16 protein-coding genes are annotated in these 18,668 nt (G+C 62.7%); 12 read left to right on the plus strand and 4 right to left on the minus strand.

Translation table 11 applies throughout. From position 1 onward, the window contains the following. Window positions 1-69 precede the first annotated feature (69 nt). The 5 genes from AB1411_15145 (at window position 70) to AB1411_15165 (ending at window position 5,389) form a co-directional block, all read left to right on the plus strand. Window positions 70-1,323, plus strand: coding sequence for a hypothetical protein (locus AB1411_15145; protein ID MEW6544931.1), 1,254 nt, complete (start codon window positions 70-72; stop codon window positions 1,321-1,323). Between the two features lie 85 nt (window positions 1,324-1,408). Then, window positions 1,409-2,245: an ethylbenzene dehydrogenase-related protein gene (locus AB1411_15150; protein ID MEW6544932.1), complete on the plus strand. Its 837-nt coding sequence runs from the start codon at window positions 1,409-1,411 to the stop codon at window positions 2,243-2,245. A 34-nt stretch (window positions 2,246-2,279) separates the two neighbouring features. Continuing rightward, window positions 2,280-2,765, plus strand: a complete 486-nt coding sequence (locus AB1411_15155) for a PDZ domain-containing protein (protein MEW6544933.1) — start codon at window positions 2,280-2,282, stop codon at window positions 2,763-2,765. A gap of 32 nt (window positions 2,766-2,797) precedes the next feature. Continuing rightward, window positions 2,798-4,093 (plus strand): multiheme c-type cytochrome, encoded by a 1,296-nt coding sequence (locus AB1411_15160; GenBank protein MEW6544934.1) that lies wholly within the window; start codon window positions 2,798-2,800, stop codon window positions 4,091-4,093. Between the two features lie 84 nt (window positions 4,094-4,177). Further along, window positions 4,178-5,389 carry a multiheme c-type cytochrome gene (locus tag AB1411_15165; GenBank protein MEW6544935.1) on the plus strand — a complete coding sequence of 404 codons (1,212 nt, stop codon included), beginning with the start codon at window positions 4,178-4,180 and terminating at the stop codon, window positions 5,387-5,389. Between the two features lie 27 nt (window positions 5,390-5,416). Here AB1411_15165 and AB1411_15170 read toward each other — a convergent pair whose 3' ends face one another. Then, entirely contained in the window at window positions 5,417-5,671 is a 255-nt protein-coding gene (locus AB1411_15170) for a hypothetical protein (GenBank protein MEW6544936.1), read from the minus strand. A 263-nt stretch (window positions 5,672-5,934) separates the two neighbouring features. On the opposite strand from AB1411_15170, the gene AB1411_15175 reads away from it, so the two are divergent. The 4 genes from AB1411_15175 to AB1411_15190 all read left to right on the plus strand — a co-directional run bounded on the left by AB1411_15175 (window position 5,935) and on the right by AB1411_15190 (window position 12,418). Beyond that, window positions 5,935-7,989 (plus strand): sodium-translocating pyrophosphatase, encoded by a 2,055-nt coding sequence (locus AB1411_15175; protein MEW6544937.1) that lies wholly within the window; start codon window positions 5,935-5,937, stop codon window positions 7,987-7,989. 109 nt (window positions 7,990-8,098) lie between these two features. After that, window positions 8,099-8,296: a ubiquitin-like protein Pup gene (locus AB1411_15180; protein ID MEW6544938.1), complete on the plus strand. Its 198-nt coding sequence runs from the start codon at window positions 8,099-8,101 to the stop codon at window positions 8,294-8,296. A gap of 233 nt (window positions 8,297-8,529) precedes the next feature. After that, window positions 8,530-10,233, plus strand: coding sequence for a single-stranded-DNA-specific exonuclease RecJ (gene recJ, locus AB1411_15185; protein MEW6544939.1), 1,704 nt, complete (start codon window positions 8,530-8,532; stop codon window positions 10,231-10,233). Between the two features lie 4 nt (window positions 10,234-10,237). Then, window positions 10,238-12,418 (plus strand): bifunctional (p)ppGpp synthetase/guanosine-3',5'-bis(diphosphate) 3'-pyrophosphohydrolase, encoded by a 2,181-nt coding sequence (locus AB1411_15190; protein ID MEW6544940.1) that lies wholly within the window; start codon window positions 10,238-10,240, stop codon window positions 12,416-12,418. Between the two features lie 37 nt (window positions 12,419-12,455). On the opposite strand, the gene AB1411_15195 is transcribed toward AB1411_15190, so the two are convergent. Beyond that, complete coding sequence (locus AB1411_15195) at window positions 12,456-12,848, minus strand: DUF192 domain-containing protein (GenBank protein MEW6544941.1); 393 nt, start codon at window positions 12,846-12,848, stop codon at window positions 12,456-12,458. Between the two features lie 253 nt (window positions 12,849-13,101). Between AB1411_15195 and AB1411_15200 the strand changes: the two genes are divergently transcribed. The 3 genes from AB1411_15200 (at window position 13,102) to AB1411_15210 (ending at window position 15,767) form a co-directional block, all read left to right on the plus strand. Then, window positions 13,102-14,808: a long-chain fatty acid--CoA ligase gene (locus AB1411_15200; GenBank protein ID MEW6544942.1), complete on the plus strand. Its 1,707-nt coding sequence runs from the start codon at window positions 13,102-13,104 to the stop codon at window positions 14,806-14,808. A 70-nt stretch (window positions 14,809-14,878) separates the two neighbouring features. Continuing rightward, window positions 14,879-15,064, plus strand: coding sequence for a hypothetical protein (locus AB1411_15205; GenBank protein ID MEW6544943.1), 186 nt, complete (start codon window positions 14,879-14,881; stop codon window positions 15,062-15,064). A 97-nt stretch (window positions 15,065-15,161) separates the two neighbouring features. Beyond that, window positions 15,162-15,767: a flavodoxin family protein gene (locus AB1411_15210; protein ID MEW6544944.1), complete on the plus strand. Its 606-nt coding sequence runs from the start codon at window positions 15,162-15,164 to the stop codon at window positions 15,765-15,767. Here AB1411_15210 and bfr read toward each other — a convergent pair. Both bfr and AB1411_15220 read right to left on the minus strand, forming a co-directional pair. Continuing rightward, a complete protein-coding gene (gene bfr, locus AB1411_15215; GenBank protein ID MEW6544945.1) occupies window positions 15,764-16,243 on the minus strand; it encodes a bacterioferritin in 480 nt (159 codons plus the stop codon). The genes AB1411_15210 and bfr overlap by 4 nt on opposite strands. 532 nt (window positions 16,244-16,775) lie before the next feature. Beyond that, on the minus strand, window positions 16,776-18,596 hold the full coding sequence (locus AB1411_15220; GenBank protein MEW6544946.1) for a M3 family oligoendopeptidase: 1,821 nt from the start codon (window positions 18,594-18,596) through the stop codon (window positions 16,776-16,778). Window positions 18,597-18,668 lie beyond the last annotated feature (72 nt).

The following is an 18,668-nucleotide window of genomic DNA, read 5'->3' on the forward strand; positions in this document are numbered from 1 at the left end:
AAACGGGGTTCGGCGCTGGGCGCCCGATGGACGGGTGATCGGTCACGGATCCGGGAGGGTGATTTCACGATGGGTACAGGGGTAGACCTCGCGGTCGGCTACATCGAAACGTTTGCCGGCAACGGGAAGGCGAGGAGCACGGGGGACGGGAAGCTCGCGGGCAAGGCCGGCATTCCTCTGCCACACCATGTCGCGCTGGACAGGGATGAACGGTACCTCTACATCGCCGAGTCCGGTTCTGACCGCGTTCGGAGGGTGGACCTGAAGGCTGGCACGGTTCACAATTTTGCTGGCATCGGGGAAACCTGCTACAGCGGGGATGGGGGGCCCTGCGGGGAAGCCGGCCTGTACCTCCCCCTGGACGTGGCCTTCGATTCCCTGAACAACCTGTACATCTGCGACTCCGGGAGCAATCGAATCCGCAAGGTTGACCGGGAGACCGGTATCATTGAGACGGTGGTGGGAACTGGCCAGTTCGGCTTCAACGGGGACGGGCCGGCCCTGGAGGTCAATCTGACCTACCCGGCGGCGATCGCGTTCGACGCCGCCGACGTGATGTACATCGCCGATACCCAGGCCCATCGGGTCCGACGGTTCGACCCGAAGACGGGCCTGGTCAGCACGATCGCCGGGACGTGGTCTGCCGAGGACGATGCCCGGGAGCAGCCGCTCGTTGCCAAGAATCTGGTGGTCCTGTCCGGTGACGCGATCGGGATCGATTTCAGCGACGATCACGGATGGCTGCGCCCGGAGTGCTCGGACGGGCTGGATCTGTCCTTGTACCTCGACGACGGACGGCCGGCCCTGGAAGCGCGGCTGTACGATTTGGTCGGAATCGCCGTGGACAGCCGCGGCCATGTCTACGTGGTGGACAAGGGAACCAACCGGGTCAGGAAGATCGACCGGCACACCGGAATCATCTCCACCGTGGCCGGCGCCTGCCGATACGGGTTCGACGGGGATGGCAAGCCGGCGGTCAAGTCGATGTTGAACGCGCCGGAAGCCGTGGCCTTTGACGCGGCCGACAACCTCTACGTGTCGGACTCCATGAACCATCGGGTCCGGATGGTTGACGCCAGGGCCGGCATCATCACCACGGTGGCAGGGAACGGCGACAGCGGGTACGAAGACAAAAACATGGGCGGCTGCGGGATGGCCCGTTTCGTGTCGAAGGAAGATGCCAGCATGGTGAAGCACGGAGACGGTTTGCTGGCGGTTGAGGCGGTCGTGAATGCTCCGGTCGGACTGGCCCTTGATTCGCAGGGATTCCTCTACGTCTGCGAGCGTGGTGAGAACAAGATTCGACGGATCAAGCTGCGGTGAAGGGCTGGGACGAGCCGGCTCACCGGCAACCAAAACGTGGCAGCTTCGCGCCAGCGGTCGGGGATGTGGCGTATGGGGCGTCGGTATGGTGACGGTCAGGCGATCGGTGCGGGTCTCATCCGTTTTTCTTCCTCTGTCGGGTCTGCTGGTCGGATCGCTGGTTCTGGGTTGGCTGGGCATTCCCGTCGTCAGTTCCGAGGGAATGGTCATCCGGTCTCATGTCGTCTCCGGTGAGATTCCGACGGCACCGGAGGATCCTGCCTGGGACAAGGTTCCGACCCTAACCCTTCCGCTGAGCGGCCAGGTCATCACACGGCCGGTCTGGCCGGAGCCCAGCGCACGGGCCTTGGCCGTCCGCTCCGTCCACAACGAGACCGAGATCGCCTTCCTCCTTGAGTGGCAGGACAACACCAAGAACGATCGGTTGACGCCCGGGACGTTCCGCGACGGTGTGGCCATTGGACTGCCCCTGGGCGATGCTCCGGCGTTCTTCTGCATGGGGCAGCTCGACCATTACATCAACATCTGGCACTGGAAGGCTGACTGGCAGAGCGACATCGACCGCCGGGCTGCTCGAGCGGCGGAGCGGAAGCCGAACGGCGGCGAAGTCCGGCGATTCGAAGTGATTCCGAGGCGAGCCTCCTCAGTCGAAGACTTGATCGGTGGAGGGTTCAGCACGCTCACGAGCAAGCAATCCCAGGGCCGGGTTCAAGGCAAGGCCGTGTGGAAGGACGGGGTCTGGCACGTGGTCATCAGGAGGCCGCTCGGCAGCGCCGATCCCGAGAATGAAGCCAGGCTGGAACCAGGCCGCTTGCAAGCCATTGCCTTCGCGGTCTGGAACGGTGAGAACAAGGAGCGAAATGGGCAGAAAGCGGTGGCGCCATGGTTCCAGCTTCTGATCGATCCTCTGGCGAAGATCTGAAGGCGGAACGCGATCTCCAATTGCTGTCGGGGGAATGAGCAACCATCTGCTTGAGCCGGCGCGGCGAAGGAAAGAAGCCCTCCAGGCTGGTAGGGCTTTTTTCGTGTGTCTGCTGGCCGTCTGCGTCTGGGGCGTCGCTTCGCCCGGATGGCTGTCGGCTGCCGAGCCTGAACCGGCCATGACCGAAGAGGAGGCCATCCGGCTGGGGGAGCAGTTCGGCATCGTCGTCGGCGCTGTGGACGAAGAGATCCGCAAGGAACTCAAGATGCAGAAGCCGGAGGGCGTCGTCGTCTTCGAGGTGATTGGAGGGACCCCGGCCGACAACGCCGGCATCAAGGTCAGAGCGGTCATTAAGGAGATCGACAAGGTCGAGGTCAGGAACTTGATCGATTTCGGCCGAGCCTTGAAGCGGGCGCTGCCGGGGAATTTCACGGTGGGGACCTACGAGCCTGCCGACCCTGAAAATCAAGGGGTTGCGGGCATCTTGAACTTCCACTTCGTGCCGATCCAGAAGGACTGACGGTTCGACGGGCGCGTGGCGGAGAACGTGGCATGGGCAGGGTGAAGCGACTCGCTGTCTGGATCATGGTGGGACTTGCCGTGGCTGTGCTTGCGGTCTCCTACGAGCGTGCGGCCGCCCAGAAGGCCGATGGGAAGGATTCGAACGAGTGGGTCGCGGAAATCGAGAACGTGTTCATCCGGTCTGAAGACTGCAAGCAATGTCATGACCGCCACTATGAAGAGTGGAAGGGGATGCGGGAGCAGACGCCCGATCTCAAGACGTTCGGCCGCGTCGATGCCGCCTTGCTGCACGGCACCTCGCTGGAGTCGCCGGTCTTCAAAACGGTCCTCGGACTCTGGCTTCAGACCAACCCGACCCCGGAGCAGCGGACGAAGTGCCTGTCGTGCCACATCCCGGCCGTGTCCGTCTTTCCGCAGCACACGGACAAGATTACCAGGCAGGTCCTGTCCGGAAAGGTGGAGGTGGAGGGCATCGGCTGCGCCTCCTGCCACCTGATCAACGGGGTCGCCGACAAGCCGGACTCCCCGCCAACCTACAAGCTCAAGGCCGGCAAGGTCATCTACGGTCCTTACGCCGAGCCGGAAGAGAACCTGGTGCACCCATCCAGCCAGTCCGATCTCTACCGGGGGGCGAACTATTGCGCGGCCTGCCACTTCGACAAGGTGAAGGACGTAACCCGCCGGGACCTGCCAGGAGAGATCCTGCAAGGAACCATCTGTCAGGATTGCCACATGGAGCCGTCCACGGGCAGCTCGACCTCCAAGCGCGGAGCCATGACGCGCTCGATCGGGCGCCACTGGTTCCGCGGTGTGGTCATCCCCGGCATCATGCTGAAGAACCGGAACCTGCAGGCCGAGTGGATGCCGCGGGTTGACATCGAGGCCGGCAAGCCGGCCGGCTCGGTGGAGGGCACCGTCTTCATCCGCACGGGGAGTCTGCCGCACAGCTTCCCGGACGGCGATCCCGTCTTGAAGCAGTTTTACGTCACCGTCACGGCGAAGGATGCGCGCGGGGAGGTGTTGGGCAGCGAAGTCAAGCAGTTCGGACTGCCGTTTGACCAAATTCTCCGTGGGCCCATTCCGGAACCTTTGGTGAGGGGGGGGACCACCCGACGGGTGCCGTTCTCGCTCTCGGTGCCGCAAGGGGCGACGCCGGCGACCATCGAGGCGCTCCTGACCTATACGCTGATCCCCTCGCCAAGCCCGGAGCTGAAGAAACGCTATCTGGCCTCGCTCCCCGGAGACAAGGACCGGGAGGCGGCGGAGAAGCTCATCCAGGAATATGCGCAGCCCAGGGTGCTGACGTTCCGCACCAAGTCGCTCTAGCTCAGAGCGTCGCTTGCTAGGCGGCCGGCCGCGCGCCGCAGATTCGAAGAGGACGGCTGAACCGTGACGGGAAGACAGAGGTTGATGAGGGGTATCGTCGTGTCGGCCGCCGTCGCGGCCGCGGTGGCCTGGGGTATCGCCCAGTCGGGATGGGCCCAGGACTCGGCCAAATCGAAAGGGACGCTGGAAAAAGTCTTTCCCAGCTCGAACAAGTGCAAGCGGTGTCACGAACGGGTCTTTGAAGAGTGGGAAACCTCGCCGCTCTCCCGATCCATCCATTCGCCGGCGTTCCGAGCCTCCCTCGACGAGTATCTTGCCTTTGCCGGATCCAAGGACAAGGCGCTTTGCTTCCGATGCCATGCCCCGCACGTCAACGAGTTCATGGATCAGGTCCAGACCTTCGTCACCCAAGTCCAGTCCGGGGATCCGGCAATCGACGGGGTCGGCTGCGCCCAGTGTCACCTCATCAAGCAGGTCGACAAAACCGCCCGCCCGCCGGTTCCCAGGTACGAGCCGGGCAAGACCCTGTACGGGCCGTACAAGGATTTCGTCCAAAACCTCGCGCACCAGTCCCAGGAACTGGACCTGTTCCGGAAGTCTGATCTCTGTCTGAACTGCCACCTCTCGGTGCCGACTGCGGCGAATCTGAACAAGGCGAACGATCTGCTCGGCGGGTGGGAGACTAGCAAGGCGATTAAGGCTGGGAAAGAATGTCAGACTTGCCACATGCCCGAACAGGTCGGAGAGTCCGCAAACGGAGAGAGCAAGCGCAAGGTCGCCAACCATACGTTCCCGGGACGGGTCGGCAAGCTCCGGCAGGAAGCGGCCAAGCTGAATGTGGCGACTTCGGTCAAGGGAGACCAGACCACGGTCACGGTGACGGTTCAGAGCTTGGTGCCCCACAACCTGCCGACGACGCATCCCGGCTGGGCTCGGGTAGTCCTGGATCTCGCCATCAAGGGCAAGAACCTGAGGACCGTCTTCGCCGAGCAGCGTGTCTACGGGCGGGTCTATGCCGATGCAAAGGGACAAGAGACGGTCTTCGATTTCAAGGCGGCAAAGGTCGTCAAGGACACCGTCCTGAAGCCGGAGGAAATCCGCGAGGAGACGTTCACGTTTCCCACCCCCAAGGATACTCGGTCCTTCGACGTCGACGCGTCCCTCAGCTATGCTCCGGTGACGGGTCCGCAGCCTTTCTTGCAGAGGATCGAAGCGGAGTCGACGAGGGGTGCACAGGATCCGGTCTTTCAGCCCATCCCGATCGTCAGGCAGACGGTCAATGTCCCGTTGAAGTAGAAGAGACGCGCTGCGCCTCTCGCTCCGCTACTCCGCCACGATCGTGGAGCCGGGGGATTTCATCTTGAAAATTTGGATGGCTGAATAGATGTTTTTGGCAGGCTGGTTCAAGACGAGGGTGGAGTTGGTGATGTGGGTGTCAATCAGCTCGAATGGGCCGCCGCTATAGTAGAAGCGGCAACGATCCATCGTGCAATTCTTGTAGACGTGGTTGTCCAGGGTGAGATCCTCCTCCTTGAGCGTCTTCCCTTCGACCAGAATGTATTCCGGTCCCAGACCCATCCCGCTCCTCCCCGGACGCTCACTATAGCAAAATCTTTCTGGCCTCGGCAAACCGGCTGACCGGTTCGGAGGATCAAGAGCCCCAAGCGATGCCCTGGGGTTTTATCTTGATTCACTGCCGGTCGTCTCGATACAATGACCGCGTTTTTTTGCCTCCTCCTGGCGCCGGAGACGGTACTGCCCGGGTGGGGACATTGGGGCTCTGCAGCGCGTCCCCGGCGCCAGGGCACGCTTGACCAAGCTAGCAACGGAAGGAGAGGTCAGTGGACGCAGTCATCGTGTTTGCGATTGCCGCCGCCGCGGCCGGGATCGGCTATGGGCTGTACCTGGCTCTGTGGGTGTTCAAATTGGATGCGGGCAACAAGGACATGCAGCAGATCGCCCAGGCGATCCAGGAGGGGGCCGCGGCGTATCTGAACCGGCAGTACCGCGCGGTCGGTGCCGTGGCGGCCGGGCTGTTCGTGCTCCTCTGGGTCGCCGGTCTGTGGTCTGAAAAGTTCGGGCTGGTTACGGCGATCGGGTTCCTCGTCGGGGCCGCAGCCTCGGCCACGGCCGGCTATGTCGGCATGAACATCGCGGTCCGGGCCAACGTGCGGACCGCCCAGGCCGCCCACCGGGGACTCAACTCGGCGCTCACCGTGGCGTTCCGGGGAGGAGCGGTCACCGGGCTTCTCCTGATCGGGCTCGGGCTGCTGGCGGTCACCGGCTTCTATGCAATCGCCTCCGCCCTGGCCGGGCAGGAAAAAGCGGTCCACGCGCTGCTGAGCCTGGGATTCGGGGGCAGCTTGATCTCGGTCTTCGCCCGGGTCGGCGGCGGTATCTACACGAAGGCCGCCGACGTAGGGGCCGATCTGGTGGGGAAGGTGGAGGCGGGCATCCCCGAAGACGATCCCCGGAATCCGGCGGTGATCGCCGACAACGTGGGCGACAACGTGGGCGACTGTGCGGGTATGGCCGCTGACCTGTTCGAGACCTACGCGGTGACTACGGTGGCGGCCATGGTCCTGGCCTTCACCATGTTCAAGGGGCAAGCGGAGCCGATCCTCTACCCGCTGGCGCTCGGGGCCATGACGATCCTGGCCACGATCGTCGGGATCTTCTTCGTCCGGGTCGGTTCGGACGGCGGGATCATGACGGCGCTCTACAAGGGGCTGTTCGTGGCGGGCGGGATCGCGGCCGTGGCCTTCTACCCGATCACGGTCAAGATGATGGAGGGGGTCGGCGGCGTCAGCGGGAGCAGCTATTACGTCGCGGCGCTGCTCGGGCTCGTGGTGACGCTGGCGATGGTTTTCATCACCGATTATTACACCTCGAAAAGCTACTCGCCGGTCCGGGAGATCGCCAGGGCCAGCGAGACCGGCCACGCGACGAACATCATCGCCGGGTTGGCCGTGGGCATGCAGGCGACCGCTTGGCCGGTGGTCGTGATCGCTGGCGCGATCCTGGCCAGCTTCTGGGTCTGCGGCGGAGGGGACAAGGGCGGGCTGTACGGCGTGGCTGTGGCGGCGGTCTCCATGCTGTCGATGGCCGGGATCGTGGTGGCGATCGACGCCTTCGGGCCCATTACCGACAATGCCGGCGGCATCGCGGAAATGGCCCACCTGGGCAAGGACGTGCGCAACATCACCGATCCGCTTGATGCGGTCGGGAACACGACCAAGGCTGTGACCAAGGGCTATGCGATCGGCTCGGCCGGCCTGGCGGCCGTGGTCCTGTTCGCGGAATATGCGCGAGCAGTCGAGGAGCAGGGCAAAGCCACGGCCATGGGCTTCGACCTATCCAACCCGGACGTGCTGGTGGGGCTGTTCCTGGGAGGCATGCTGCCGTTCCTGTTCGGAGCCCTGTGCATGAAGGCGGTCGGCCAGGCCGGCGGCCTGATTGTGGAGGAGGTGCGCCGGCAGTTCCGCACCATCAAGGGCATTATGGAGGGGACAGGCAAGCCGGAGTATGGAACCTGCGTGGACATCGTGACCAAGGCGGCGATACGCAAAATGATGATCCCGGGGCTCATTCCGGTCGTCTCGCCGATCCTGGTCGGCGTCATTCTCGGCCCCCAGGCCCTCGGCGGCGTGCTCGTGGGAAGCATCGTCACCGGCTTGTTCGTCGCGATCTCGATGACGAGCGGCGGGGGTGCCTGGGACAATGCCAAAAAATTCATCGAGGAGCAGGGCAAGAAGGGGAGCGAGACGCACAAGGCCGCCGTGACCGGCGATACGGTCGGCGATCCCTACAAGGACACGGCGGGACCGGCGATCAATCCGATGATCAAGGTCATCAACATCGTGGCCCTGCTGATCGTGTCCCTCATCGTCCGTTAGTGCGCGAATGATTCCAGGGTCTGCTTGACGAGGTCCAGGGCATGGGGTATGCTCACGACATGGGATAGGCCCAGTTCAACACATGCCGCCGGCGTTTGGAGGTGCTCCGATGGAACGACAAGAACGGAGACCGGAGTCCAGAAAAGAGCCGCAGGCCAGGGAAGAGGCGAAGCCGAACCCCAAGGTCGTCGAAGCGGGGAAGAAGCTCAAGGAGGATATCGACAAGCTCGTTGACGAAATCGACGACGTCCTGGAAAAGAATGCCGAGGAGTTCGTCAAGAACTACGTTCAGAAAGGCGGAGAATAGAGTCGGTCATCATTTGTCATCGCATCATTCGGCGTCATCGCACCGCTGAGAAGGGGCCCGCTCGGGCCCCTTGCTTATCCCGCCCCGTCCCGGGTCCCACACCTGTCCGTATCCTGGTCCTGCTCAGTCCTTACCCGCCAGGTTTGACAACCGCGCGTATAGGGGCTAAGATTTTTTTTTAGTTCTCAGTCGGTTGCGAGTGCTTGCCAAGGGCTGGGCGTAAAGGGGGCCTGATGGTGCGCAAACAATGGATCTTCACGGCGGTCAATCAGGAGCATCGGGTCCAGTTGGCCCAGGCCTTGGTGATCTCACCGATCACCGCCTCGGTGTTGCTCGCGCGTGGGGTGGCGACCGCCGACGAAGCGCGGTATTGGTTGATGCCCCAACAAGCGGCCTCCCGTGACCCGTTTCTGCTCCCCGATATGGAACTGGTCGTGGATCGTCTCCATCGGGCCGTTCAGGCAGGGGAACGGATCTGCTTCTACGGCGACTACGACGTGGACGGGATCTCCGCCACGAGCCTCTACCTGTGCTTCTTCAGGAGCCTCGGCTGCCGGGTTGGATCGTATATTCCCCATCGGATCAAGGAAGGGTACGGACTCAACGAGCAGGCCATCCGCCGGATCCGGGCGGAGGGGGCCACGTTGCTCGTGACTTCCGATTGCGGGACCACGGCCCACCGGGAGGTCCAGGCGGCCAGCAGGTTGGGGCTGGATCTGATCGTGACCGATCATCACCAGCCAGACGAAAGCCTGCCGCCGGCCCTGGCGGTCCTCAATCCGCACCGGGCCGATTCCGGGTACCCCTTTCGCGGGCTGTGTTCGTGCGGATTGGCGTACAAGGTGATCTTGGCGTACCAGCGGAAATACGGTCAGGACGGATTGGATCCGGAGTCGCTGCTGGATTTGGTCGCGCTTGCCACGATTGCGGACATGATGCCGCTGCAAGATGAGAACCGGCTTTTCGTCCGGAAGGGGCTGGGGCTGATATCGCGCGGCTCGCGCTGCGGGGTCCGGGCGCTCAAACTCGCAGCCGGGGTCGAGCGGGAGTGCACGTCCGGCATCGTCGCGTTTCGGCTGGCGCCCCGCATCAACGCAGCCGGCCGGCTGGCGCACGGGGAGGCCGGGGTCCAACTCCTCACGACGGAGTCGGAGTCGGAAGCCAGGGGGCTCGCCCAGGAGCTCGAGCGTCTCAACCGGGAACGGCAAAAGATCGAAGAAGAGACAACGGCGGAGGCGCTAGCGATGGTCGCGGGACAGGAGCCGCCCGCTGCCCTGGTCGTCTGGGCGCGGCACTGGCACCTGGGGGTCGTGGGAATCGTCGCCGCACGCCTGGTCGAGAGATACCACAGGCCGGCCGTGGTCGTAGCCATCAACGAGCAGGGGGTCGGCAAGGGGTCCGCGCGGAGCGTGCCGGGATTCGATCTCTATCGGGGCCTCTCCGCCTGCCGCGACCTGTTGGATGGGTTCGGGGGGCATCCGAGCGCCGCGGGGTTGACGGTCAAGGAAGCGCGCCTGCCTGGGCTCAGAGAGCGGTTCGCACAGGTCGCATCAGACTGGGGCGGCGGGCAGCTCCCGCTCCCGCTGCTCTATGTGGATGCGGAGGTGAATCTGCATGAACTGCAGCCGCAGCTCGTCCGGGAGCTGAGCCTGTTGCATCCGTTCGGGGTCGGGAATCCCGAGCCGACGCTCGCCGTGCGGAATCTCGCGGTCCTGGCCGCCAGGGTCGTGGGAGAGCGGCATCTCAAAATGACGGTCCGGCACGAGGGCTCTCCGCCGTTCGACAGCATCGGTTTTCGGATGGGATCCCTGGACGGCCTCGGGATCTCTCCCGACCGAGCGATCGATCTGGCCTTCGTACCCGAGATCAACCATTGGAACGGCTTGGACCGGATCCAACTACGCATACGAGACGTGAGGGCGAGCCAAGGCCTTTAATGCAATGCCGTACGAGACGATCACAGACCTGGATCAGCTCATCAGGCGCGTCCAGAGCTACAATCCCGACGCCGACGTGGATCTGGTCTCGCGCGCCTATGCCTTTTCCGCCAAGGCCCACGAGGGTCAGACCAGGCGGTCTGGGGAGCCGTACCTCCAGCACCCCCTGGCGGTCGCCGGAGTCCTGACCTCTCTCCGGTCCGACGTCCCCGCCATCGTGGCCGGCCTGCTGCACGACACGCTGGAAGACACGCTGGCCACGCCGGACGTGCTGGAACGGGAGTTCGGCAAGGACGTCGCCCGGCTGGTGGACGGCGTCACGAAGATCGGCAAGATTCCCTTCCGCAACCACGAGGAGAAGCAGGCCGAGAACTTCCGCAAGATGATCCTCTCGATGGCGGATGACATCCGGGTCATCCTCATCAAGCTGGCCGACCGGCTCCATAACATGAGGACCCTCGAACACCTGCGCGAAGCCAAGCGACTGCAGATCGCGCAGGAGACCTTGGAAATCTACGCCCCGCTGGCGAACCGGCTGGGCATCGGCTGGGTGAAGAACGAGCTGGAAGACCTGTGCCTCAAGTATCTGAAGCCGGACGTGTACGCGATGTTGAAGCTGCGGGTGGCCAAGCGGGACGAAGAGCGGCAACAGTACATCCAGGAAGTCATCCGGCTCGTCAAGCAGGCTCTGGCCGAGGCGGGGCTGAAAGGGGAGGCCCAGGGACGGCCCAAGCACCTGTACGGGATCTACCAGAAAATGGAGCGGCAAGCGATCTCGTTCGAGGAGGTCTACGACCTGACCGCCATCCGGGTCATCACCGACACGAAAATGAATTGTTACGCCATCCTCGGGCTGATCCATTCACTCTGGCGTCCGGTGCCGGGTCGGTTCAAGGACTACATCGCGATTCCCAAGTCCAACCTCTACCAGTCACTGCACACGACGGTGGTCGGGCCCAAGGGGGAGCACGTGGAGTTTCAGATCCGCACCGAGGAGATGCACCGGCTCGCCGAGTACGGCATCGCCGCCCACTGGAAGTACAAGGAGCGCGGCCCGGTCGATGACAAGGACGGCAAGGTCTTCAGTTGGCTCCGGCAGCTACTGGAGTGGCATCAGGACCTGACCGACAACCGGCAATTCATGGACTCGGTCAAGCTGGACCTCTTCCACGACGTGGTGTACGTGTTTACGCCCAAAGGCATGGTCAAGGAAATGCCGCTGGGGTCCACCCCCGTCGATTTCGCGTACGCGATCCATACGGAGATCGGCAACCACTGCGTGGGCGCCAAAGTCAACGGCAAGATCGTTCCCTTGAAACACCATCTGTCGAGCGGCGACACGGTCGAGATTCTGACCTCCACGACGCAGGTGCCCCACAAGGACTGGTTGAAGTTCGTCCGGACGCCGCGGGCCAAGACCAAAATCAAGCACTGGCTGAAGGTCGAGGAGCAGAAGCGAAGCCTGGAAATCGGCCGCCGTCTGCTGGAGCGCGAGTTCCGTCGCCATGAGGTTCCACCCGCGCAGGTGTTCAAGTCCGAGAGGCTCGCGGAGGTCGCACGAGAACTCGGATTCGCCACGTCCGATGAGATGACTGCGGCGGTCGGGTACGGACGCCTCTCCACCGCCCAGGTGCTCAATCGGTTGAGACAACCGGCCATATCGGGCGAGCAGCCTCAGGCCGTGGAAGAGCTTCAGCCAGCTCGGCCGGCGCCGGTCAAAGGGGAGGAGAAGGGGGTCAAAGTCAAGGGCGGGCGCGATCTCCTCATGCAGCTCTCCCGGTGTTGTAACCCGGTCCCGGGGGATCGGATCATGGGCTACATCACCCGCGGGCGAGGGTTGACCATCCACTCGGTAGAATGTCCGAACCTCCAGGCGCTGGACTATGACAAGGATCGTCTGGTCGAGGTCGAATGGGATCCGGCGGCCCCGAGCACCCACGCGGTCAAGGTTTCAGTCCTGACGGTGGATAAGACCGGCGTGCTGGCCAACGTCTCGACGGCAATCTCTGGCTGCGAGGCCAACATCAGCCGAGCGGAGATCTCCACCAGAGAGGATCGCAAAGCCCTGCTCGACTTCGTGATCGAGGTGACCGATACCCAGCACCTGAACCGGGTCCTCAAGGCCATTGAGCGGGTGGAAGGGGTGATTACGGCCCGACGCATCCGTACCTGGCAGGAACGCTGATCCTTCTATTGCCGACCGGACCCGTTCTTTGCAGGGCTCAGTGGGATGGGGGCGGAGAAGCAGGCAGTTGAAACTGCAGCGTCACTCCTCGCTCGAGCTTGAGGGCTTCCGCCACGCCCGCTGCGACTTCTAACACATAGAGGGCTTCCTGGGCAGGTTGATACTGGAGACACCCCTCGTCCGTCCGGTTGCAGCCCGGCACGTTGGCCTCGACGTGCACGATCTTCTTGTTCCGGTCCATCCAGATGATGTCCAGGGGAACTTTGGTGTTTTTCATCCAGAAGGTCCAGTGCTTGAGCTCCGGAAAGGAGAAGAGCATCCCCCGGTCTTTGGCCAGCGAGTCCCGAAACATCAGGCCTCTCGCCCGCTTTTCAATCGTGTCGGCCAGTTCCGCGTAGATCCTGGCGCCTTTCGGGGTGATAACGGTCACGATGGGTTCCGCCGTTGCGCCCGTCGGCTCTGTCGACGAGGCGTCCCAAGGGACCGCGCTGAGTCCCAACCAGAGCAGGCTGATCCACACGAGAAGGCCAAACCGACGGCCGGTCCGAGCCTGGAAACGCTTAGGGCACATGGCCGAATCCTATAGAGGGGTGAAGGAGTCTTGTCAAGGCCTGCTCGGCCGGGCGCGCGATTGACAACGGAAGAGAAGCTGGATAGGGTACCTTCCTGCGATGGACCCGTCAATGGAGCCGGTCTGGACGAGATGCTACGATCCTGCCGTTCCCCCTTCGCTCTCATATCCAGACCTCACCCTGCCTGATCTCCTGTGCGACGCGGCCGCCCGTTATCCGGATCGTCCAGCGCTCCGATTCTATGGCCGGGTCATCCGGTACCGGGAGCTGGACCGTCTTGCCAACCGATTCGCTCACGCGCTGCGTGGCCTTGGGATCCGACCCGGCAGCGTGGTCGGTCTCATGTTGCCGAACCTGCCCCAATCCGTCATCGGCTATTTTGGCAGCCTGCGGGCCGGTGTGTCGGTCACGCCGATCAATCCTCTCTACGTCGAAAGCGAGATCGAACGGCAGGTCACCGATTCAGGATGCGGAGCCATCCTGGCGCTGGATCTGTTCGCTCCGCGCATCGAGCCGATCCTAGGCCGAACCTGCCTCAGACATCTGATCCTGACCGGGGTGGAAGAGTACCTGCCCTCGCTCAAGCGCTGGCTGTACCCGCTCAAGACGATGGGGCAGCGCCCGCGGACCTCGAAGAGCGCCTCCGTTCACCGACTGCAACGGCTGATGACGGCGGGCGACCAGCCTCCTTCCGTCCGGACGAGCCCGGACGACGTCGCGCTGTTGCAATACACCGGCGGCACGACCGGGGTTCCCAAGGGGGTCATCCTGACGCATCGGAACCTGGTCGGCAATGTCTGGCAATGCCGGCACTGGATGCCGTCGCTCCGCGAGGGCCAGGAGGTCTTCCTCGCGGTGCTCCCATTCTTCCACGTATACGGCATGAGCGCCTGCCAGAACCTGGCCGTCACCGTGGCCGGGTCGTTGGCGTTGCTTCCACGGTTTCAGATCTCCGAGGTGCTGGAGACGATTGCGCGGGACCGGGTGACGGTGTTCCCGGGCATTCCCGCGATGTATTCGGCTCTCAACAGCCACCAGCACCTGGAGCGGTACGATCTCCGGTCGGTCAAGCTGTGCATCAGCGGGGCCGGCCCGCTCCCTCCTCCCGTCCAAGACCGCTTCGAGGCCATTACCGGAGCCAAGCTGGTGGAAGGCTACGGATTGACCGAAGCGGGGCCCGTCACCCACGTCAATCCCATCGGCTTGGAGCGTGATCGGCGCCGCCTCAGGAGCATCGGCCTGCCCCTGCCGGACACCGAGGCCAAGATCGTGGACATGGAAACCGGCGAGCTGGAGCTGCCGGTCGGGCAGATCGGGGAACTCGCTGTCCGGGGGCCGCAGGTGATGAAGGGCTATTGGCAACGGGAGGACGAGACCCGACAAGTCCTGCGTGGCGGCTGGCTTTTGACGGGGGATCTGGCCCGCATGGATGAGGACGGTTTCTTCTATATCGCCGATCGCAAGAAGGACATGATCAAGTCGGGCGGAGAAAACGTCTACCCGCGCGAGGTCGAGGAGGTGCTGCTGCAGCACCCGAAGGTCAGGGACGCCGTGGTGGTCGGGATTCCGCAGGATTTGCGAGGGGAGCTCATCAAGGCCTTTGTCGTGCTCGAGGATGGCACGGAGGCGACCGCCGCAGAAATCCTGGAGCACTGCCGGAAGGATCTGGCCAAGTTCAAGGTTCCCAAACGCGTGGAGTTCAGGAAGGAACTGCCGAAGACGCTGGTTGGGAAGGTGCTCCGGCGCGTTCTGGTGGAGGAAGAGCTCAAGCGTCGGGGCAGAACGGTGGACCATCCTGACGAGGACGCGGCCGGCTAGTTGCAATCATCCCGCTTCCTGTGACATGCTGTGACGGTCCTTGTCAATCGGAATGCTGGGAGGTTCTTCCATGCAGGAAAAGCGTCGGGTGCTGTACAAGAAGGGGGTATTCGTCTGTCCGAGGTGCAACCAGTCCTATGTCCAGGAGAAGTGGATCGAGGAATGGCGCATCCGCTGCCACAAGTGCGACTATCGAGGTTCGTTGACCGAAATCTCGGTCGAGGAGCATATGGACGAGGAGACCATCCGACGTTGACGTGACCCGATTTGTTTCTTCATACGGGCCCGGCAGGCCTTCTTCCAACAACCCCTCTGATCTGACCTCTCGTCTCTCTCCACCGGTAAGGAGTCCTATGAGAATTAAAGTGATCCTGCTTTGCGCAGTGGCCTGCGGGTGGTTCACGGCGCCGGCCGAGCAGGCCTCGCCAGCCGATCCGGAGGCCAGGGTGCTGGTCGCGTATCATTCCGTCACCGGAAATACGGAAAAAATGGCGAGGGCTGTCGCCGAAGGGGCCGGCAGCGTTGCCGGAACCGTCGTGCTCGTCCGACGGGTGGAGCGAGTGACCGCCGAGGAGCTGTTGAACGCTGATGCGGTGGTTGTCGGGTCGCCGGTCTATTGGTCCAACATGGCCGGGCCGGTCAAAACGTTTTTCGACGACTGGCAACTCAAATTCGGAGTCTTCCCCGAGTTCAAGATGAAGAACAAAGTGGGGGCTGCGTTCGCAACCGGCGGGCAGGTATCCAGCGGCAAGGAAGTGGCCATGCTCACGATTCTGGCGGCGATGATGGGCAACCAGATGATCGTCGTGAGCGGAGGCGGAGCCTTCGGAGCCTCCGCAACCACGGAGGGCGACAGCCCAGGAGTCGACGATAAAGAACTGCAGGGGGCCAGGGAACTGGGGAAACGTGTGGCCGAGGTTGCAACAATCGTCAAACGTGGGCGGCAGCCTAGTCCTTAGTCTTCCTCTTTCTTGATCTGCTGGCTGAGGTAGTTCTCCAGGCCGGTCTGTTTGATCGTCTCGATCTGCGTCTCCAGCCAATCCACGTGCTCTTCCTCGTCCCTGACCATCTCTTCCAGGATGCTCCGGGTCGTATAGTCCTCGACCTTGGCGCAGTGCGTGATTGCCTCGCGAAAGAGCTTGATTGCCTCCTGCTCCTGCTTGAGGGCCGCCTTGAGCTGCTCCGGCACGGTCTCGCCTACGTGCACGGTGCCGAGCCGCTGCATATTGGGCACGCCTTCCAGGTAAAGGATGTGCCGGATGGTCTTCTCCGCATCCTTCATCTCGTCGAAGCTGAACTTGCGGATCTTGTGGTGAAGGCGGTCATAGCCCCAGTTGTCGCACATCTCGGCGTGGACGAAGTATTGGTTGATCGCCGTCAGCTCGTTGGTGAGAATCTTGTTCAGGAGGTCGATCACTCCCTCTTTGGCCTTCATGGTCCGTCCTTTCGTGGAGGTAGGGGAACTGAGGCGGACAGACTTCGTAAAGCCTGTCCCGAATCATTATAGCTGGGACGGTTCTTGCCGTGTCAATACGGAGAGTCGGGCTGAGCTGTGGCGTTGCAAGTCCAGCAATGAGAGGAGGCGATGGCGACGAGTTCCTGAACGTTCCGCGCGCACCGGCCGCAACAATCGTCGTCGTCCAGCCCCAGCACCTGAGGCAGCCGATGTGGCTCTCCGTTGCAATCCGATTGGATGATACGCCGGACATCCGACTCGGTCAGGCCCTTGCAGAGGCACACGTACATGGCTGGGAGCTCCTTCCTGGGACAGACGATGGGCGGCTCTCGGTTTCCCGGTCGTCGCGAACGATTATGATAACCATTCTCATAAATAAGCCACATTCTAGCCAGTTGCGTGGGCCCTGTCAAGAGGAATTGCGTCGAGATTATTCTCTTTGTTTACAGCTAGTTAGGAGGTGGCCGCGGTTGATGAGCCTTGAGGCAATGGGGCAAGGCGGAGAGGGAGATTACGCGGCGGTCCGCTCGAGGTCCTGGACCATCTCCCCGATCGTGTCGAAGCCAGACTGCCAGAAGGCCTCTGAGCGAATGTCCACCCCGATAGGAGCCAGGATGGCCTCAGGACTTTTGGCCCCTCCGGCGGCTAGCAGATCCAGGTACCTGGGCACGAAGGCCTGTCCCTGCTGTTTGAACATGTGGTAGAGAGCCAGCACCAGCAGGTTCCCGAAGCAGTACGAGTAACAGTAGAAGGGGCTCCCGAAGATGTGTGGAATCGTGAGCCACTCCCACCTGAAGACATCCGGAACGGGTACCGCCTTGCCGAACTGGGCCCGCAGGGTGTCCAGGTAAGCGGATGCCAGGTCCTCTGTTGTGGCGCTGTCGGCGATCATCTCGTGGGCCTTCTTTTCAAACAGCACGAAATAGGCTTGACGCATCACGGTGGCGTAAAGGTCGTCGAGCTGGGCCAGCAACAGGCTTTGCTTCACGCCCCGCCTCGTCTCCTGGGCGATCAGGGCATCGGACAGGATCCGTTCGCCGAAAACCGACGCGGTTTCGGCCAGCGGGAGCGTCGCGTGGAAGGTGAAGGCCGTATGGTCGGCTGCCATCATCCCGTGGATCGCGTGGCCCAGCTCGTGGGCCAGCGTGGCCACGTCCCGCGCTTCGCCGGTGTAGTTGAGGAGGACGTAGGGCGTGAAGCCGGGTGTCACGCTGTAACAATAGGCTCCGCTGAGTTTGCCGGGCAGGGTGCGGGCGTCAATGTGGCGCTCGGCGAAGACCCGTTCGGCCAGATCGGCGAGGCGCGGCGAAAAGGCCCGGTAAGCTTCCAGAACCATCCTGACCGCGTCGCGATAGCGGTACCGTTTCCGTTCGGCCGGGTGGGGGGCATAGATGTGGTAGCGGTTCATCGGCGTAATCTTGCAGATGCGGGCCTTGAGGCGAAAATATTCTTGGAACGCCTCGCCGTTTTTCGCGCAGACCGACAGCAGAGCGCCTACGGCCTGATCGGGTACGTCGTTGCTCAGGTTCCTGGCCATGATCGGCGAGGCAAACTTCCTCAGATCCAGATTCTCCGCTTTCCAATCCTTGACGAGCGTCATGTAGATCTCGCCGAGGAGGCTCTGGTTGGCGGCAAAGACTCGATACAACTCCGCGTACGCAGCCTCGCGCAGGCGGGGGCGTGAGCTTCTGATATAGGCGGAGATCTGTTCCCGCGTGAGGACGCGCCTTTTCCCACCCACCTTCAAGGCAAAGGTAAAACCGTTTGTCACCACGTCGTACAGGGTGTTGACCGCGCTGCGGCCGGTGACGTTCTTGAGGTTGATGATCTTTTCTTCCGGCTCCGAAAGCGTGTGGCGCTTGAAACGGCGGATCGACTCCAGGTGGTAACGGTAGTCGCCGGAGACGTCCATGAGCCTGGTCGCGTTCGCGTCGTCCACCGCCTGCCACCAGATGTCGAAGAAGAGCATGCGGTTGTTCAGAGAGGTCAGCCGTTCCTCCACCTTGGTCTTGAACGCCCGGGCCTGAGCGTTGGAGGTGTCCTCCGAGAACCAGAGATAGGCGTAGGCGCTGAGTTTCGTGGAGGCGGTGGTAATTTCCTCGGCCAGGTGCAGGAGGTCCAGAAAGGCCTGACCGGACATGTCCGGCGCCAACCGCTCCCGCCAGGACTCGAATTGACCGACTTGGTTTTCCAGGTCCTTGGTCAGTCCGTCAAACTCCACAAGCGGGTTTGCGAGCAGGTGGGAGAGATCCCACTGCTGGGGCGGACTTCCGCCTCGCAATCGGTCTACGGACGGTTTCGAATTCCTGTATTTCACAAGGGTGCGTTTCATGATCGACCCCTGGGGAGCTACGTGTTCCAGACCGGACTTCGTCATCATACCATTCGGCCTTAGCGGCGCGAA

This window comes from Nitrospirota bacterium (assembly GCA_040757595.1).
Classification (GTDB): domain Bacteria; phylum Nitrospirota; class Nitrospiria; order Nitrospirales; family Nitrospiraceae; genus JBFLWP01.

Coding starts and splice junctions, on each gene's coding strand:
- AB1411_15145 (MEW6544931.1), top strand. CDS start 70: ATGGGTACAGGGGTAGACCTCGCGGTCGGCTACATCGAAACGTTTGCC.
- AB1411_15150 (MEW6544932.1), top strand. CDS start 1,409: ATGGTGACGGTCAGGCGATCGGTGCGGGTCTCATCCGTTTTTCTTCCT.
- AB1411_15155 (MEW6544933.1), top strand. CDS start 2,280: ATGAGCAACCATCTGCTTGAGCCGGCGCGGCGAAGGAAAGAAGCCCTC.
- AB1411_15160 (MEW6544934.1), top strand. CDS start 2,798: ATGGGCAGGGTGAAGCGACTCGCTGTCTGGATCATGGTGGGACTTGCC.
- AB1411_15165 (MEW6544935.1), top strand. CDS start 4,178: ATGAGGGGTATCGTCGTGTCGGCCGCCGTCGCGGCCGCGGTGGCCTGG.
- AB1411_15170 (MEW6544936.1), bottom strand. CDS start 5,671: ATGGGTCTGGGACCGGAATACATTCTGGTCGAAGGGAAGACGCTCAAG.
- AB1411_15180 (MEW6544938.1), top strand. CDS start 8,099: ATGGAACGACAAGAACGGAGACCGGAGTCCAGAAAAGAGCCGCAGGCC.
- recJ (MEW6544939.1), top strand. CDS start 8,530: ATGGTGCGCAAACAATGGATCTTCACGGCGGTCAATCAGGAGCATCGG.
- AB1411_15190 (MEW6544940.1), top strand. CDS start 10,238: ATGCCGTACGAGACGATCACAGACCTGGATCAGCTCATCAGGCGCGTC.
- AB1411_15200 (MEW6544942.1), top strand. CDS start 13,102: ATGGAGCCGGTCTGGACGAGATGCTACGATCCTGCCGTTCCCCCTTCG.
- AB1411_15205 (MEW6544943.1), top strand. CDS start 14,879: ATGCAGGAAAAGCGTCGGGTGCTGTACAAGAAGGGGGTATTCGTCTGT.
- AB1411_15210 (MEW6544944.1), top strand. CDS start 15,162: ATGAGAATTAAAGTGATCCTGCTTTGCGCAGTGGCCTGCGGGTGGTTC.
- bfr (MEW6544945.1), bottom strand. CDS start 16,243: ATGAAGGCCAAAGAGGGAGTGATCGACCTCCTGAACAAGATTCTCACC.
- AB1411_15220 (MEW6544946.1), bottom strand. CDS start 18,596: ATGAAACGCACCCTTGTGAAATACAGGAATTCGAAACCGTCCGTAGAC.